The sequence below is a fragment of the Achromobacter ruhlandii genome (assembly GCF_902859695.1).
Lineage (GTDB): Bacteria > Pseudomonadota > Gammaproteobacteria > Burkholderiales > Burkholderiaceae_B > Achromobacter > Achromobacter ruhlandii.
The window spans coordinates 162,217-178,114 of the sequence record NZ_CADIJL010000009.1; the positions used below are offsets into that span (position 1 = coordinate 162,217).

The window sequence follows — 15,898 nt, forward strand, 5'->3', positions numbered from 1 at the left end:
ATCAACCCCTCACCTGGAACGCATCCCATGAACGTCTCCCATAAGCTGTTTGGCGCCCTGGCCTTGTCGATCGCCTGCTCGGCCCCGGCGCTGGCCGCGGACCGCACCGTCTTCCTGCCGCTGCAGCCGGCCATCGAGGCCGCCCAGGCCGCCGGCAAGATCGACGGCAGCGTCAAGTTCTACCTGGCGGGCACCGGCCCCAAGGGCAAGGTGCTGGAGGCCGGCGTGGTCACCAACCGCAAGACCAACGCCTTCGCCAAGAAAGACGCCGAGGCCTGCCTGTGGGTGGCGCAATCGGCCGTGATCGCCCTGCACGAGGCCGCCAAGAAGGCCGGCGCCAACGCCGTCACCAACATCGTCAGCTACTACCGCAAGAACGAATACAGCAGCAAGACCGACTACGAATGCCATGCCGGCGCCATGGTGGCCGGCGTCGCCCTGCGCGGCGACCTGGCCCAGGTCAAGTAAGGCGGCCACCGGGTTGGTCCACGACGGGCCGGCAGCCGCTGGCAGTCTCCAGGGGGCAGCCTCTGGCTGGCCGTCCCTGGTTGGCCGTCCCTGGTTGGCCGTCCCCGGATGGCCATCCCCGGTTGGCCGTCCCACGGTTACACTGCCCCTTCGATGCAACACCACAAAGGTTCAACCATGAGCACCGCTACGCTCAAGACCCGCCTCTCCGACGCCGTCAAGGACGCCATGCGCGCCAAGGCCGCCGAGCGTCTCGCCACCCTGCGCTTCCTGCTGGCCGCGGTGAAGCAGAAGGAAGTGGACGAACGCCGCGACCTGACCGACGCCGAAATCACCGCCATCATCGAAAAGCAGGTCAAGCAACGCCGCGAATCCATCGCCGCGTTCGAACAGGCCGGGCGCACCGAGACCGCCGAGCAGGAAAAGGCCGAACTGGTCGTGCTGCAGGAATTCCTGCCGCAAGCAGCCACGCCCGAGGAAGTGGCCGCCGCCATCGACGCCGCGCTGGCAGAAGTCGCCGCCCAGGGCGTCACCGGCGCCCCCGCCATGGGCAAGGTCATGGCCCTGCTCAAGCAGTCGCTGGCCGGCCGCGCCGACATGACCGCGCTGTCGCAGCAGGTCAAGGCCCGGCTCGCCTGAAGCCGCATCGTCCGGCGCGCAACGCGCCGGACAGCGACTCGCCCCTCGCGCCGCACGATAGCCGCCGGGACGCTATGCCCCGGGATTCAGAACGCCCCGCCAAACAGATCCGGCTGGCGCGACTGCTCCTGCGGATCGGCAAAGTTACTCATGCCCACGCCCGCCAGCCGGTACAGCGTCTGCGCCGGCAGGTCGACCCGCTCGCACAGCAGCCGGGCCACCGTCGCCAGCTCGGCCGCCGAGGCCGGCGGATGCGGGCTGGTCTGGCTGCGCGTCAGGATGCGGAAGCGGTCGGTCTTGAGCTTGAGCACCACCGTGCGCCCCAGCGCGCCCTTTTTCAGCGCCTGGTCCCAGACCTTGTCGGCCATGCGATCGATGGCCTCGCCGATGGCCTCCAGCCGCACGTCCTCCGAAAAAGTGGTTTCCGCCGACACCTGCTGCAAGGGCTGGTCGGTCTGCACCTCGCGCTCGTCGATGCCGCGCGCCAGCTCATACAGGCGGCGGCCGTAGCGGCCGAAGTAGTGCTCCAGTTCCTGCACGCCATGGGTGGCCAGGTCGCCCACGGTCTGGATGCCCAGCTGTTCCAGGCGCGCCTGCGTGACCTTGCCCACGCCCGGCACCTTGCGCACCGGCAGCGGCTGCAGGAATTCCAGCACCCTGGACGGACGGATCACGAACTGGCCGTCCGGCTTGTTCCAGTCGGACGCGATCTTGGCCAGAAACTTGTTGGGCGCCACCCCGGCGGACGCGGTCAGGCCGGTCTCGGTGCGGATCTGCTGGCGAATCACCTGCGCCACTTCGGTGGCCGACGGCAATGCCAGTTTGTTGACGGTGACGTCCAGGTAGGCCTCATCCAGCGACAGCGGCTCGATCAGGTCGGTGTGGCGGGCGAAGATCTGGCGGATCTGGCGCGAGACCTCGCGGTAGCGGTTGAAGTCGGGCGGCACGTAGACCGCCTGCGGACAGAGCCGCTGCGCGCGCACCGCCGACATGGCCGAATGCACGCCGAAGCGGCGCGCCTCGTACGACGCCGCGCACACCACCGAGCGCGGCCCGGTCCACGCCACCACCACCGGCTGGCCGCGCAGTTCGGGGTTGTCGCGCTGTTCCACGGATGCATAGAAGGCATCCATGTCGATATGTACGATCTTGCGGCTGGCGTCGCTCATGGCGGTGGCAAAACGGGGCCCGCCTGACGCGGCAAGGCGCGCAAGCGGACGCGAAAAGTACGGTCACCGGAAAAAACGCCTCGTCTAGCGGAGCAGGACGGGCGCGCGGCGTAAAAGTGGATATTATGACCGGCAAATTCCGTCTTCCCCTTTCCCCGCTTACCCTCTTCCATGACAGCAACCGCAACCCCCGCTCCGGGCGAGTATTTCGGCCTGGCGATTCCCTTCATGAGTTTCCTGGGCCTGGTGCCCGAACAGATCGGGCCAGCCTATGCCCGCACCTCGCTGCCCTGGCGCCAGGACCTGACCAACAGCCGCGGCGACGTGCACGGCGGCACCCTGATGAGCGTGCTGGACTTCACCCTGAGCGCCGCGGCGCGCGGGTCGGCCGAGGCCACCGAAGGCATGGCCACCATCGACATGAACACCACCTTCCTGTCGCCCGCCACCGGCAACCTGGTGATCGAGGCGCGCTGCCTGCGCCGCGGCACGTCAATCGCCTTCTGTGAAGGCGACATCCGCCGCGCCGACGGCGAACTGGTGGCCCGTGCAACCGCCACTTTCAAAATCATCCGCCGCCGCCCAGGCGGCGACTGAAAGGCGCCGCGACGGGCCGGCGTTCCGCCGGCACAATCCCCCGCGGCCGGATTGCCGCGTTACTTCTGCAGATCCCGCGACGGCTTGACCGGCGGCCGGGGATCCAGCGGCATGTAGCTGGCGCATGAACTCATGCCGTAGACGATCGCATCCTGCATGGCGCGCAGCGCCGCCGCGTCCCAGGTGCCCTTGCCCCACATCACGATGCGGGTGTCGGTGGTCTTGGGGCCGGCCGCCTTCAGGTCGACGCGGGTCATTTCGTTGTCGCTGTACGGCGCCAGCACCCGCACCACGGCGGTCTGGGCGCTTTCGTCCAGGTTCGACACCACGCGGTAGGCGTTGTCGGTGCTGCGCAGGCAGGCGTTGGCCTGGCGCAGCGTGGTGGCATAGGCATCCTTGAAAGCCACGGGCGCCTTGAATTCGCTGTGCGGCGACGCGCTGTCCTGCGAAATGCCCAGCGAGCAGCCCGCCAGGCCCAAGGCCAGCGCCGATGCCGCGACCAGATTCCGAACCATGTGTTTCTCCAGATTGATAGCCGCGATTATCCCGCAAACCGGCCACCGGCATAAGTGGCCGGGACGGTTCGACACCCCGCCCGAGGCTATGGCATTATCGATCAGGAGTCCGGCGGCGCCCGCGGCCGGGTGGAATCGTCGGAGGTATGCCTTGCTCTCATTCATGAAACACACCATCCTGGCCGCCGGTATCGTCGGCGCCTCCCTGGGCGCCAGCGCCGCCGCGCAGCCGCCCCGGGCCTACCCCCTGAAAGACTTTTTCCGCAATCCGGAACGCGGCTTCTTCCGCCTGGCCGACGACGGCAAAACCCTGGGTTTCATGCAGCCCACCAGCGTCGACGGCAAGCCGCCGCGCATGAACATCTACGTCCAGGCCCTGGACGGCAGCAAGCCGGTGGGCGAACCGCGCAAGCTGACCAGCGAGTCGGCCCGCGACATCAGCAATTTCTTCTGGAAGGGCCCCGACGTGGTGCTGTACCAGAAGGACTTCGGCGGCGACGAGAACTTCCACGTCCTGGCGGTGGACGCCAAGACCGGCAAGGTCACCGACCTGACCCCCTACGACGGCGTGCGCGCCAGCATCGAGGACGACCTCGAAGACGACCCCGACCACATCCTCATCAGCCACAACCAGCGCGATCCGCAGGTGTTCGACGTCTACCGCGTCAACGTGCACACCGGCGCCGGCGTGCTGGTGGCGCAGAACCCCGGCAACATCGTCGGCTGGCAGACCGACCACGCCGGCAAGGTGCGCGCGGCCGTCACCAGCGACGGCCTGAACACCACCCTGCTCTACCGCGACAACGAGGCCTCGGAGTTCCGTCCGCTGTTCACCACCGACTATCGCACCAGCGTCAGCCCGGCCTTCTTCACCTTCGACGACAAGAAGTTCTACGCCCTGTCCAACCGCGGCCGCGACAAGCTCGCGCTGGTGGTGATCGACCCGGCCAGCCCCGACAAGGAAGACGAGATCTTCACCCCGGACACGGTCGACCTGGACGCGGCCGGTTTCTCGCGCAAGCGCCGCGTGCTGACGGTCGCCTCCTACCAGACCGACAAGCCGCAATACAAGTTCTTCGACGCCGAGACCGAAACCCTGTTCAAGAAGCTGTCAGCCCAGCTCGAGGGCTACCAGTTCGCGATCCAGGGCGGCAACCGCGACGAGGACAAGTTCATCGTCGCCGCCTACAACGACCGCACGCCCGGTTCGCGCTACATCTACGACGCCCGCGCCGACACCCTCAGCAAGCTGGCCGACATCAACCCGGCCATCCCCGAGGCCGACATGTCTCGCGTGCAGCCCATCAGCTACCAAAGCCGCGACGGTCTCACCATCCATGGCTACCTGACGCTGCCGGCCGGGCGCGACCCCAAGAACCTGGCGTGCATCGTCAACCCGCACGGCGGCCCGTGGGCGCGCGACGGCTGGGGCTACAACCCCGAAGTGCAGTTCCTGGCCAACCGCGGCTTCTGCGTGCTGCAGATGAACTTCCGCGGCTCCACCGGCTACGGCCGCGCCTTCTGGGAAGCCAGCTTCGGCGAATGGGGCCTGAAGATGCAGGACGACATCACCGATGGCGTCCAATGGCTGGTCAAGCAAGGCATCGCCGATCCCAAGCGCATCGGCATCTACGGCGCCAGCTACGGCGGCTACGCCACGCTGGCCGGCGTGACCTTCACGCCCGACCTGTACGCCGCCGCCGTCGACTACGTCGGCGTGTCCAACCTGTTCACGTTCATGAAGTCGATTCCGCCCTACTGGAAGCCGATGCTGGACAAGATGCAGGACATGGTCGGCGACCCGGTGCGCGACAAGGACCGCCTGGCCGCCACCTCGCCGGCGCTGCACGCCGACCGCATCAAGACGCCGCTGTTCATCGCCCAGGGCGCCAAGGACCCGCGCGTGAACAAGGACGAGAGCGACCAGATGGTCAAGGCGCTCAAGGCGCGCGGCGTCGAAGTGGAATACATGGTCAAGGACAACGAAGGCCACGGCTTCCACAACGACGAAAACAAATTCGAGTTCTACGCGGCCATGGAGAAGTTCTTCGTCGAACACCTCAAGCCGTAGGCTCAGGCCCCGGCCGCCAGGTCGGCCGCCTCCTCCCGGGCCGCCTGCGGGCGGCCCGGCGCGCGTCCGCTCCAGGCCATTTCAACGCGGTCGCGTCCCAGCTCCTTGGCCTTGTACAAGGCCAGGTCGGCGCGGGCCAGGATGCCATCGGCGGTATCGCCCGGCTGGAAGGTGGCCACGCCGCCGCTGGCGGTCATGCGCAATTCCTGTCCCTGCAGATACATCGGCGAATCGCGCAGGGCATCGCATACCCGCTGCGCCTGCACCAGCGCGCGGGCGGCGTCACAGTCGTACATCAGCAGCACGAACTCCTCGCCGCCCAGGCGGCCAAAGCGGTCGCTGGCGCGCACGGCCTTGGGCACCACCTGCGCGAAGTGGCGCAGCGCCATGTCGCCGGTGGCGTGGCCGTGGCGGTCGTTGATCGACTTGAAATGGTCGATGTCCAGCACCAGCACCGCCAGCCGGCCCTGGCTACGCGCGCAGCGTCGCAGTTCGTGCTCCAGCTCGTCCAGGATGCTGCGGCGCGAATGGGCGCCTGTCAGGCTGTCGAAGGTCAGCGCGGCCTGCATCTGTTCGGACAGGGATGTCTGGATCAACAGCAGCAGCGCCAGGAACAGGGCCGGCACCGTCACCGAGCCACAGACGATGAAGAACAGGCCCCACGGCGCCGGGTCCAGCAACGACGAAGTCTGCACCCAGCCGCCGCCGTAGACCCCGACCCGCAACAGGTGCAGCGCGATCAGGCTGAACAGCGACAGCAGCACATAGAGCATTACCCCCGGCGTCTGGATGCGCTTGCGCTCGCGATACGCCACGGCGGCGGTGGCCGCCATCAGCACGGCCGTGTAGGCGGAGAACAGCGTCATGCGGCCGACCAGGTTGTCAACGCCGTACAGCATCAGCGCCATGGCCGCAATGCCGATCACGGTCAACGCGGCCGCGCGCACGGCGTGCGGCCGCAGGCCGAAGAACTGCCGCACGCCCACGTACACCGCGCTCACGGCGGCCAGCCAGGCAGCGTTGGACACCATCACATAGGCGCCCGGCGGCATGATCTCGGACGAGGCATAGGCCAGCAGCGACAACACCGCCAGCGCGTTGGCCGCGGTGAACGCCTGGATGCCCGGCACGCCGCCGCGCGCGTGAAACGGCAGCAGCAAGGGCAGCGCCAGGGCCGTCGCCAGGCCCCACACCAGAAAGAATAATGAAGTCGTCATGTTGTTGCCGGCTCGCGCCCTCGTGGGGCCGTCGCCGTCGCGTGGAACATCTGTTGCACCGGATGCAGAGTCGGGGACACGTTACAGACCTGCACTTTTGACGTTTTTTGTTACCTGCATGGCGGACTCGCCGGCCATTTCCGTCGCGCGCAAAACGTTCCGAACCGGGGCATCCCCAATACCGGCCATATCGCCACGACGGTTGTGCGATATGCAACAAAGAATACGCCAAGCCCCGGGCGCATAACCCTTCCTTTGCACTAATTGACAGTTGGATGCGCCAAAAACCCATAAAGTTCGGCCTGTTGCCGGCGCCGCCAGAAGCGCCGCAACCACGCCCCACGGGCGTGGCGCGTACTAGCCATGCACTCCCTCGTGCGAGTGCGAAGGTCCCCGCAGCGGGCGCCGCGCAGTCACTACCCAACGCTCTCCCCTTCGCCGCCGGCGCGTTCACACGCCCGCGCAGCGCCTTCGGCAACGCGACGCCCACGCGTCCGGCCGGCGGAGCCATGAGCGCCCTCGTTGCAACTGCGGAAGTTCTTACAGATGCTGAAAAGAAAAACGCCCTCCAGGGGCATGGCGCAGCGCCCTCTGACGCACGCCTTCTCGGGAGCCCCGCGACGGCGGGCAGCTGGCGCCAGACTGCAGGCGCTGACGGCCTGCGCCCTGCTTGCCCCGGCGCTGGCGCTGGCCGCCCCGGGCGCCGACTACGACGCGCTGATCGCCCGCGCCCGCGCCGGCGACTACGAACCGGCCCTGGCCATGCTGCGCCAGCAAGGGCCGGCGGCCGGCCGCCAGGCGGTGTACGACCACATCGTCATCGCCGGCTGGGCCGGCCGGCCCGCCGAAGCCGTGGCCGCGTACGAAACCCTGCCGGCGGCCAGCGCCCCGCGCGCCGACATCCAGCTGGCCGTGGCGCGCGCCTACCGCGACCTGCGCCGCTGGCCCGAAGCGCTGGCGGCGTATCGCGCCGGCCTGCGCCGCCATCCGGGCCAATCCGCGTTCGCGGCCGGCGAAATCATGACGCTTGCCGACGCCGGCCAGACCGAAGCCGCCCGGCGCGCCGGCCAGGACTGGGTGGCGCGCGCGCCGCGCAACGTCGACGCGCGCCTGGCCCTGGGCTATGTCCACGCGCGCCTGGGCCAGCCCTACGAGGCGCTGCACCAGGCCGACAAGGCGCTCGCCATCGCGCCGGGCACGCCCTACGTGCTACGCGAGTACATCGACGCGCTAGGCCGCGCCCGCCTGGCGCAGCCCGCGCTGGAACTGGCGCGGCAGCACCCGGACCTGTTCGACGCCAGGCAACTGCGGCGCCTGGAAGGCGACGCCCTGGCCCAGCAGGTGCGCCTGGCGTCCATGCCCACGCGCGGCGAGGCCGAGCGCTTTGTCATCGCCGACCGCGCGCTGGCGCGCTACGACGAACTGATCCCCGCCTGGCAGGCCCTGGGGGATGCGGCCCGCGACGACGCGCGGCGCGCCCGCATCGACCGCCTGCACGCGCTGCACGCGCGGGCGCGCATGACCGACGTGGTACGGGAGTACGAAGCGCTGCGGGCCGAAGGCGTGGCCGTGCCGCGCTACGCACTCAACGACGTGGCCTCGGCCTACCTCTACCTGCGCCAGCCCGAAAAGGCGCGCGACCTCTATCGCCAGGTCGGCGCGGATGACGCCTTCCGCAATGATGACGCGCAGGACCGCCTCAGCACCGAAACTGGCCTGTACTACGCGCTGGCCGAGGCCGAGCAATTCGACCAGACCGGCGCCGTCACCGACGCCATCGGCTCGGGCTACGCGCCCTGGCTGTATTACAAGGGCCAGGCCACCCGCAATCCCAACGACCTCAAGCTGGAAAGCGAGCAGACCGTGGCCGCGGCGCGCCTGCAGGCCGACGACACCGTGGCCGCCGAGCAGCGGCTGGCCGGCATGGTCGCCAACGCGCCCAACAACTCCACCCTGCGCGCCGACTTGGCGTCCGTATACCGGCGGCGCGACCAGCCGCGCGCTTCCGAACGCGAGCTGAAGCTGGCCGAAACGCTGGCGCCGCGCGCGCTGTCGGTGGAAAACGGCCAGGGCTTCACCGCCCTGGACCTGCAGGAATGGCGCCAGGCCGAGGCCCTGTCCGCCGACACCCTGGAACGCGCCCCCGAGAACCTGACCAGCCGCCGCCTGGCGCGCGAATGGGAAGTCCACAACAAGGCCGAGCTGCGCATCAGCGGCTACCGCGGCCTGGCCTCGGACAGCCCGGTCAACGGCAATGGCGACTTCGGCATCGACGCGGTGCTGTATTCCCCGCCCATCGACTACAACTGGCGCGCCTTCGGCGGCGGCGGCTACGCCACCGGCGACTTCGAGGAAGGACGCGGCAACTACCGCTGGCTGCGCACCGGCGTCGAATGGCGCGGCCGCGACCTGACGGTCGAAGGCGAAGTCTCGACCCACAGCTACGGCCACGGCGTCAAACCGGGCCTGCGCCTGTCGGCCGCCTATGACATCGACGATCACTGGCAGGTGGGCGGCTCGGGCGAGCTGCTGTCGCGCGAGACCCCGCTGCGGGCCTTGACCAACGACATCACCGCCAACCGCCTGACCGGCTTCGTGCGCTGGCGCGCCAACGAGCGGCGCGAATGGACCCTGTCGCTGTCGCCGTCGCGCTTTTCCGACGGCAACCAGCGCTGGGAACTGGGGCTGGACGGGCGCGAGCGCGTCTACACCGCGCCGCACCTGAAGGCCGATCTGACGCTGGACCTGTCGACCCAGCGCAACAGCCGCGACGGCGCGCCCTACTACAACCCGCGCTCGGACCTGATGGCGCTGCCCGGCGCGCGCCTGACCCACACGCTGTACCGCCGCTACGAAACCGCCTGGGAACAGATCGGCACCGTCGGCGCCGGCAGCTACACCCAGCAGGGCTACGGCACCGGCGGCGTCATCGCCCTGGGCTATGGCCAGCGCTACCGCGCCAACGACGTGCTGGACATGGGCGCGATGGTCACCGGCATCAGCCGCCCGTACGACGGCCAGCGCGAGCGCGAACTGCGCATCGTGTTCGACCTTGCCTACCGCTTCTGAGACCGCCATGTTGCTCAAGCTACCCACCCGACTCCTGCTGGCGGCCCTGCTGCTGCTGGCCATCCTGGCGCTGACCGCCTGCGCCAAGGACATCCCGGTCTACACGCCGCCGTCCGAACGGCCCGTGGCGGCCGCCGAAAAACCCTGGGTGCCCGGGAATTTCCTGGCCCTGGCGTACCACGACGTCGAAGACGACGACCCTGACCAGGGCTTTCTCAGCGTGCGCACCGATCGCCTCGTCGACCAGCTGGCCTGGCTGCGCGAGAACGGCTACCAGGCCGTTTCGGTCGACCAGATCCTGGCCGCGCGCCAGGGCGGCAAGCCGCTGCCCGAGCGCGCCGTGCTGCTGTCGTTCGATGACGGCTACCGCAGCTTCTACACCCGCGTGCTGCCGATCCTGAAGGCCTACCGCTGGCCGGCGTTGCTGGCGCCGGTGGGCACCTGGATGGACACCCCGGCCGACAAGCGCGTCGACTTCGGCGGCAGCCCCGAGCCGCGCCAGCGCTTCCTGAACTGGGACGAAGTGCGCGCCATCTCGCAATCCGGGCTGGTCGAGATCGCCGCCCACACCGACGCCTCGCACTACGGCGCGCTGGCCAACCCGCAGGGCAACACCGAGCCGGCCGCCGCGATCCGCGCCTACGACGCCAAGACCGGCCGCTATGAGACCGAGGCGCAATTCGAGGCCCGCATGGGCGGCGACGTGCGCGCCATCAGCCGCAAGATCGAACAGGTCACCGGCAAAAAGCCGCGCGTCTGGGTCTGGCCCTACGGCGCCGAGGGCGGCAGCACGCTGCGCATCGCCGCGGAAAACGGCTACCAGCTGGCGCTGACGCTGGAAGACGGCCCCGGCCGCCTCGGCCGCCTGATGTCCACGCCGCGCCTGCTGCTGGCCAGCGACCCGGCGCTCAGGCCGTTCGCCAACAGCGTGGTGGGCATGGAGGCCACGCCCTTCATGCGCGTGGCCCACGTCGACCTGGACTACGTCTACGACCCGGATCCGGCGCAGACCGACCGCAACCTGGGCGAGCTGGTGCAACGCATCCTGGACATGCAGATCAACACCGTGTTCCTGCAGGCGTATTCCGACCCCACCGGCGACGGCCTGGTGCGCTCGGTGTACTTCCCCAACCGCTGGCTGCCGGTGCGCGCCGACCTGTTCAACCGCGCCGCCTGGCAGCTGCACAACCGCGCCAACGTCATGGTGTACGCCTGGATGCCGGTGCTGGCCTATGACCTGGACGCCTCGATCCCGCGCGTCACGCGCTGGCAGCCCGGCCAGGCCGAGGCGCGGCCCGATCCGGACCAGTACCGCCGCCTGTCGCCGTTCGACGCCACCGCGCGCGCCCGCATCGGCGACCTGTACGAGGACCTGGCGCGCCACGCCATCTTCGACGGCATCCTGTTCCACGACGACGCCGTGCTGTCCGACTTCGAGGACGCCAGCCCCGGCGCGCTGGCGGCCTACCGCGCCGCCGGCCTGCCCGGCGACATCGGCCAGCTGCGCGCCGACCCGGAGACGCTGCAACGCTGGACGCGCTTCAAGAGCCGCGCCCTGGTCGACTTCACCGCCGAGCTGACCGACCGCGTGCGCGCCGTGCGCGGCCCGCAGATCAAGACCGCCCGCAACATCTTCGCCATGCCGATCCTGGAGCCGCAATCGGAGACCTGGTTCGCGCAGAACCTGGACGACTTCCTGGGCGCCTACGACTGGACCGCGCCCATGGCCATGCCGCTGATGGAGAACGTGCCCAAAGGCCAGGAAAACGCCTGGCTCGACAGGCTGGTCGACGCCGTGGCGCGGCGCCCCGGCGCGCTCGACCGGACCGTGTTCGAGCTGCAGGCGCGCGACTGGCGCAGCGGCCCCGGCCGTCCCGAGGCCACGCCCGTCGACACCGCGGTATTGGCCGGCTGGATGCAACGCCTGCAACTGCGCGGCGCGCGCAGCTTCGGCTACTACCCCGACGATTTCTCGCAAGACCAGCCCCGGTTGCAAGGCATCCGGCCCGCCATCTCCGAAGCCTGGTATCCCCTCCGATGATCGACCGTCTGATTGCCCTGATTATCCTGCTGGCGGTGCTGGGCGCGCCGTTCGGCTTCACCATGATGCTGACCGGCCAGGCGCTGCTGGGCTTCGTCTTCTTCTACCCGCTGTTCATGTCCGGCATGTGGATGGCCGGCGGCCTGTACTTCTGGTGGCATTGGGAACGGCGCTGGCAATGGGGCCCCGGATCGGCGCCGCCGGCGCTGGCCGGCGATCCGCTGGTGTCGATCCTGGTGCCCTGCTACAACGAGGCCGACAACGGCGAAGAGACCCTGCTGGCGGCGCTCAACCAGCGCTATCCGAACATCGAGGTCATCGCCATCAACGACGGCTCCAGCGACGCCACCGGGCCGATGCTGGACCGCCTGGCCGAACAGCATCCGCGCCTGCGCGTGGTGCACCTGGCGCAGAACCAGGGCAAGGCCATGGCGCTGCGCATGGGCGCGCTGGCCGCGCGCAGCGAATACCTGGTCTGCATCGACGGCGACGCGGTGCTCGATCCGGACGCCGCCGCCTACCTGGTGGCGCCGCTGATCGACAACCCGCGCGTGGGCGCGGTCACCGGCAACCCGCGCATCCGCACCCGCTCGACCCTGATCGGCCGCGTCCAGGTGGGCGAGTTCTCCTCCATCATCGGCCTGATCAAGCGCACCCAGCGCATCTACGGCCAGGTCTTCACCGTCTCTGGCGTGGTGGCCGCTTTCCGGCGCGCCGCGCTCGACCGGGTCGGTTACTGGAGCCTGGACATGATCACCGAAGACATCGACATCAGCTGGAAGCTGCAGCGCGACCACTGGTCGATCTTCTACGAACCGCGCGGCCTGTGCTGGATCCTAATGCCCGAGACGCTGCGCGGCATCTGGAAGCAGCGCCTGCGCTGGGCCCAGGGCGGCGCCGAAGTATTCCTGAAGAACCTGCGCTCGATCTGGAACTGGCGCCACCGCCGCCTGTGGCCGCTGATGCTGGAGTTCTGCCTGTCGACCGCCTGGGCCTTCGCCTTCGGCGTCTCGGTGCTGCTGTGGCTCATCAGCCAGGTCGTGACGCTGCCCAACAACATGCACATCGCCAGCCTGATGCCGCCCGCCTTCACCGGCATGATGCTGGCGGTGGTGTGCCTGCTGCAGTTCGCCATCAGCATCCTGATCGACCGCCGCTACGAGCCGGGCCTGTGGCGCGCGCTCTACTGGGTCATCTGGTATCCGCTGGCCTACTGGATGGTGAGCCTGCTCACCACCCTGGTCAGTTTCCCCAAAGTCATGCTGCGCAAGCAGGCCGAGCGCGCGCGCTGGACCAGCCCCGACCGCGGCATCAAATCACCGGACGCATCATGATCATCACGACCAAACGCTCGCGCGCGGGCTATCTGTTCGACCTGCTGCTGACCGCGGTCGGCTGGTTCGCCTTCGTCTACCTGTTCGGCGCCGGCATCGTCGCCATCCTGCGCGGCGCGGCCAGCGGGCCGCAGGCGCCGCTCTGGCCGACCTTCCTGCCCACGCTGCAGACGCTCGGCAGCTACGCCGTGCTGGCGCTGCTGAATGCGGCGGTGCTGGTGTTGTGGGCGGCCTACAACCACCTGCGCTTCGGCGGCAAGGACCGGCGCCAGCCCATCGCGCCGCTGGACGATCACCGGCTGGCGCTGAGCTTCGCGGTCACGCCGCGCCAACTTGCCCAATTGCGCGCCGCGCGCGTCGCCATCATCCATCACGGCGGCGACGGCGAGATCCAGGCCATCGAGGCCGCCCGTCCGCGCCTGGCCGCCGTGCCGGCGGCCTGAGGGCGCATATCGACCAGACCCCGCAGGCGGCCGTCACGGGCCGTCACGCGGCGCCAGGCACCCCGCCTTCAGGCGCGCTTGCGCTCCACGTCCGGCAGCAGCACCGCCACGACGCCCAGCAGCGGCAGATAGGCGCACACCTGGTACACATAGCCGATGCTGGTGGCATCGGCCAGCTTGCCCAGCGCCGCCGCGCCCAGCCCGCCCATGCCGAAGGCAAAGCCGAAGAACAGGCCGGCGATCATGCCGACCTTGCCCGGCACCAGTTCCTGCGCGTACACCACGATGGCCGAAAACGCCGACGCCAGCACCACGCCGATGATCACCACCAGCACGCCGGTCCAGAACAGGTTGGCGTGCGGCAGCAGCAGCGTGAACGGCGCCACGCCCAGGATCGACACCCAGATCACGATCTTGCGGCCGATGCGGTCGCCCACCGGCCCGCCCACCACCGTGCCCACCGCCACCGCGGCCAGGAACAGGAACAGGTAAAGCTGCGCCTCGCGCACCGACAGCGCGAACTTGTCGATCAGGTAGAAGGTGAAATAGCTGTTCAGGCTGGCCAGGTAGAAGTACTTCGAGAACACCAGCAGGCCCAGCACGCCCAGCGCGCCCAGCACCTGGTTGCGCGTCAGGCCGTGGCCGCTGCCCTCGCGCCGGGCGCGCGGCTTCAGGCGCACGCGGTTGGCGCTGTACCAGCGGCCGATGCCGGTCAGCACCACGATGCCGAACAGCGCCGCCAGCGAGAACCAGGCCACGCTGCGCTGGCCGTGCGGAATGATGAACAGCGCCGCCAGCAGCGGCCCCAGCGCCGAGCCGACGTTGCCGCCCACCTGGAACAGCGACTGCGCCAGCCCGTGGCGCCCGCCCGAGGCCATGCGCGCCACCCGCGACGACTCGGGGTGGAACACCGACGAGCCCGTGCCCACCAGCACCGCCGCCACCAGCAGCCAGCCGAACGACGGCGCCACCGACAGCAACAACAGCCCCGCCAGCGTGAAGCCCATGCCCACCGGCAGCGAATACGGCTTGGGATTGCGGTCGGTGTAGAAGCCGATGAACGGCTGCAGCAGCGACGCGGCCAGCTGATACACCAGCGTGATCAGGCCGATCTGCGCGAACGACAGGCTGAACGAATCCTTCAGCATCGGATAGATGGCCAACAGGATCGACTGGATCATGTCGTTCATCAGGTGCGCCACGCTGATCGCGCCCAATACCGCGAACGCAGTGGAGGGATCGGCAACGGCGGGCCGCGGCGCGGGCGGCGTGGCGTCGGGGGGCAACGCGGCGGCGGAGGTCTGGGGTGGGTTCATGGCGAAAGGCGATGTCGGATGACGAAAAGCCCGGCGCGGCGCCGGACCCTGCCAGTGTAGGAAGGACGCCTCGCACCCGGCTGACAATTTTCGTCGGCAAAGTGACAAAATAGCGGTATTCCTCCATGAATCCGGCCTCCTCCCTTTGTCGGAAGTGACAACATGCCCACCCGCCCCGCGCGCCTCGATCCGGCCCGCAGCATCGACGCCCAGGACTACCAGCACCGCCCTCGCGGGGTGACGGCGATGGCCAAGGAATTCCCCGCCGGCGCCCGCACCGGCGCCCATTCGCATCCGCGCGCCCAGCTCATCTACGCCATCGAGGGCGTGATGCGCGTCACCACGCCCAGCGGCTTCTGGGCGCTGCCGCCGTTGCGCGCGTTGTGGGTGCCGGCCGGCGTGCCGCACGGCGTCGACATGGTCGGCGCAGTCTCGATGCGCTCGCTCTACATCCAGGCCGACGCGGCGCGGGCGTATTGGCCGCAGTGCCAGGTAATCGAGGTCAGCGGCCTGTTGCGCGAGCTGATCCTGGCCCTGACCGCCGAGCCCATCGACTATCCGCTGGGCGGCCGCGCCGAACAGATCGCCGCGCTGATCCTGTCCGAACTGACCGCCGCGCGCGTGGTGCCCATCCAGATTCCCTGGCCGCGCGACCGCCGCCTGCAGATCGTCTGCGAGGCGATCCTGGACCGGCCCGGCCTGCAACGCGGCATCGAGGACTGGGGCAGCGAGGTCGGCGCCAGCGCGCGCACGCTGATCCGGCTGTTCCAGGCTGAACTGGGACTGAATTATCGGCAATGGGTGCAGCAGGTGCGCCTGGCCGACGCCGTCTGCCGCCTGTCGCTGGGCGAGCCGGTGGCGCGCATCGCCGCCGACCTGGGCTATCGCAGCGCCAGCGCCTTCAGCGCCATGTTCCATCGCGCCCTGGGCGCGCCGCCGCAACGCTATCTGCGGGCGCAGGCCGCATGACATCTGCAACCGGCCTTGCCGTTTGTCACGGCGCGCAATACATTTCAGCG

At 69.2% G+C, this 15,898-nt stretch carries 13 protein-coding genes; 9 read left to right on the plus strand and 4 right to left on the minus strand.

What is annotated here, in order from left to right:
- The first annotated feature begins 27 nt into the window (after nucleotides 1-27).
- Nucleotides 28-468, plus strand: coding sequence for a hypothetical protein (locus HV742_RS13815; RefSeq protein WP_049074917.1), 441 nt, complete (start codon nucleotides 28-30; stop codon nucleotides 466-468).
- 177 nt (nucleotides 469-645) lie between these two features.
- Nucleotides 646-1,107 carry a GatB/YqeY domain-containing protein gene (locus tag HV742_RS13820; protein ID WP_059269849.1) on the plus strand — a complete coding sequence of 154 codons (462 nt, stop codon included), beginning with the start codon at nucleotides 646-648 and terminating at the stop codon, nucleotides 1,105-1,107.
- Nucleotides 1,108-1,193: 86 nt separating this feature from the next.
- Here the strand turns inward: HV742_RS13820 and dinB are convergent, their stop codons facing one another.
- Entirely contained in the window at nucleotides 1,194-2,276 is a 1,083-nt protein-coding gene (gene dinB / locus HV742_RS13825) for a DNA polymerase IV (RefSeq protein WP_175145710.1), read from the minus strand.
- Nucleotides 2,277-2,447: 171 nt separating this feature from the next.
- Here dinB and HV742_RS13830 point away from each other — a divergent pair, with 171 nt between their 5' ends.
- On the plus strand, nucleotides 2,448-2,873 hold the full coding sequence (locus tag HV742_RS13830) for a PaaI family thioesterase (protein WP_068950671.1): 426 nt from the start codon (nucleotides 2,448-2,450) through the stop codon (nucleotides 2,871-2,873).
- A 59-nt stretch (nucleotides 2,874-2,932) separates the two neighbouring features.
- On the opposite strand, the gene HV742_RS13835 is transcribed toward HV742_RS13830, so the two are convergent.
- Complete coding sequence (locus HV742_RS13835; RefSeq protein ID WP_049074924.1) at nucleotides 2,933-3,388, minus strand: BPTD_2524 family lipoprotein; 456 nt, start codon at nucleotides 3,386-3,388, stop codon at nucleotides 2,933-2,935.
- Nucleotides 3,389-3,551: 163 nt separating this feature from the next.
- Between HV742_RS13835 and HV742_RS13840 the strand changes: the two genes are divergently transcribed.
- Complete coding sequence (locus HV742_RS13840; RefSeq protein ID WP_372364187.1) at nucleotides 3,552-5,459, plus strand: S9 family peptidase; 1,908 nt, start codon at nucleotides 3,552-3,554, stop codon at nucleotides 5,457-5,459.
- Nucleotides 5,460-5,461: 2 nt separating this feature from the next.
- Here HV742_RS13840 and HV742_RS13845 read toward each other — a convergent pair whose 3' ends face one another.
- Nucleotides 5,462-6,676: a GGDEF domain-containing protein gene (locus HV742_RS13845; protein WP_049074927.1), complete on the minus strand. Its 1,215-nt coding sequence runs from the start codon at nucleotides 6,674-6,676 to the stop codon at nucleotides 5,462-5,464.
- Between the two features lie 546 nt (nucleotides 6,677-7,222).
- On the opposite strand from HV742_RS13845, the gene pgaA reads away from it, so the two are divergent.
- From pgaA to pgaD, 4 genes are read left to right on the plus strand one after another with little or no spacing between them, the layout of a single operon-like run.
- Nucleotides 7,223-9,745: a poly-beta-1,6 N-acetyl-D-glucosamine export porin PgaA gene (pgaA, locus tag HV742_RS13850; RefSeq protein WP_254601125.1), complete on the plus strand. Its 2,523-nt coding sequence runs from the start codon at nucleotides 7,223-7,225 to the stop codon at nucleotides 9,743-9,745.
- 7 nt (nucleotides 9,746-9,752) lie between these two features.
- A complete protein-coding gene (gene pgaB / locus HV742_RS13855) occupies nucleotides 9,753-11,786 on the plus strand; it encodes a poly-beta-1,6-N-acetyl-D-glucosamine N-deacetylase PgaB (RefSeq protein ID WP_175145711.1) in 2,034 nt (677 codons plus the stop codon).
- Nucleotides 11,783-13,120 carry a poly-beta-1,6-N-acetyl-D-glucosamine synthase gene (gene pgaC, locus HV742_RS13860; protein ID WP_049074931.1) on the plus strand — a complete coding sequence of 446 codons (1,338 nt, stop codon included), beginning with the start codon at nucleotides 11,783-11,785 and terminating at the stop codon, nucleotides 13,118-13,120. Before pgaB ends, pgaC begins: the two co-directional genes overlap by 4 nt.
- Nucleotides 13,117-13,563 (plus strand): poly-beta-1,6-N-acetyl-D-glucosamine biosynthesis protein PgaD, encoded by a 447-nt coding sequence (pgaD, locus tag HV742_RS13865; RefSeq protein WP_049074933.1) that lies wholly within the window; start codon nucleotides 13,117-13,119, stop codon nucleotides 13,561-13,563. Before pgaC ends, pgaD begins: the two co-directional genes overlap by 4 nt.
- 68 nt (nucleotides 13,564-13,631) lie before the next feature.
- On the opposite strand, the gene HV742_RS13870 is transcribed toward pgaD, so the two are convergent.
- Nucleotides 13,632-14,879 carry an MFS transporter gene (locus HV742_RS13870; RefSeq protein WP_049074934.1) on the minus strand — a complete coding sequence of 416 codons (1,248 nt, stop codon included), beginning with the start codon at nucleotides 14,877-14,879 and terminating at the stop codon, nucleotides 13,632-13,634.
- Nucleotides 14,880-15,041: 162 nt separating this feature from the next.
- Between HV742_RS13870 and HV742_RS13875 the strand changes: the two genes are divergently transcribed.
- The gene (locus tag HV742_RS13875; RefSeq protein ID WP_049074937.1) at nucleotides 15,042-15,848 is read left to right on the plus strand and encodes an AraC family transcriptional regulator; all 807 of its coding nucleotides are present in this window, start codon (nucleotides 15,042-15,044) and stop codon (nucleotides 15,846-15,848) included.
- The last annotated feature ends 50 nt before the right edge of the window (nucleotides 15,849-15,898 follow it).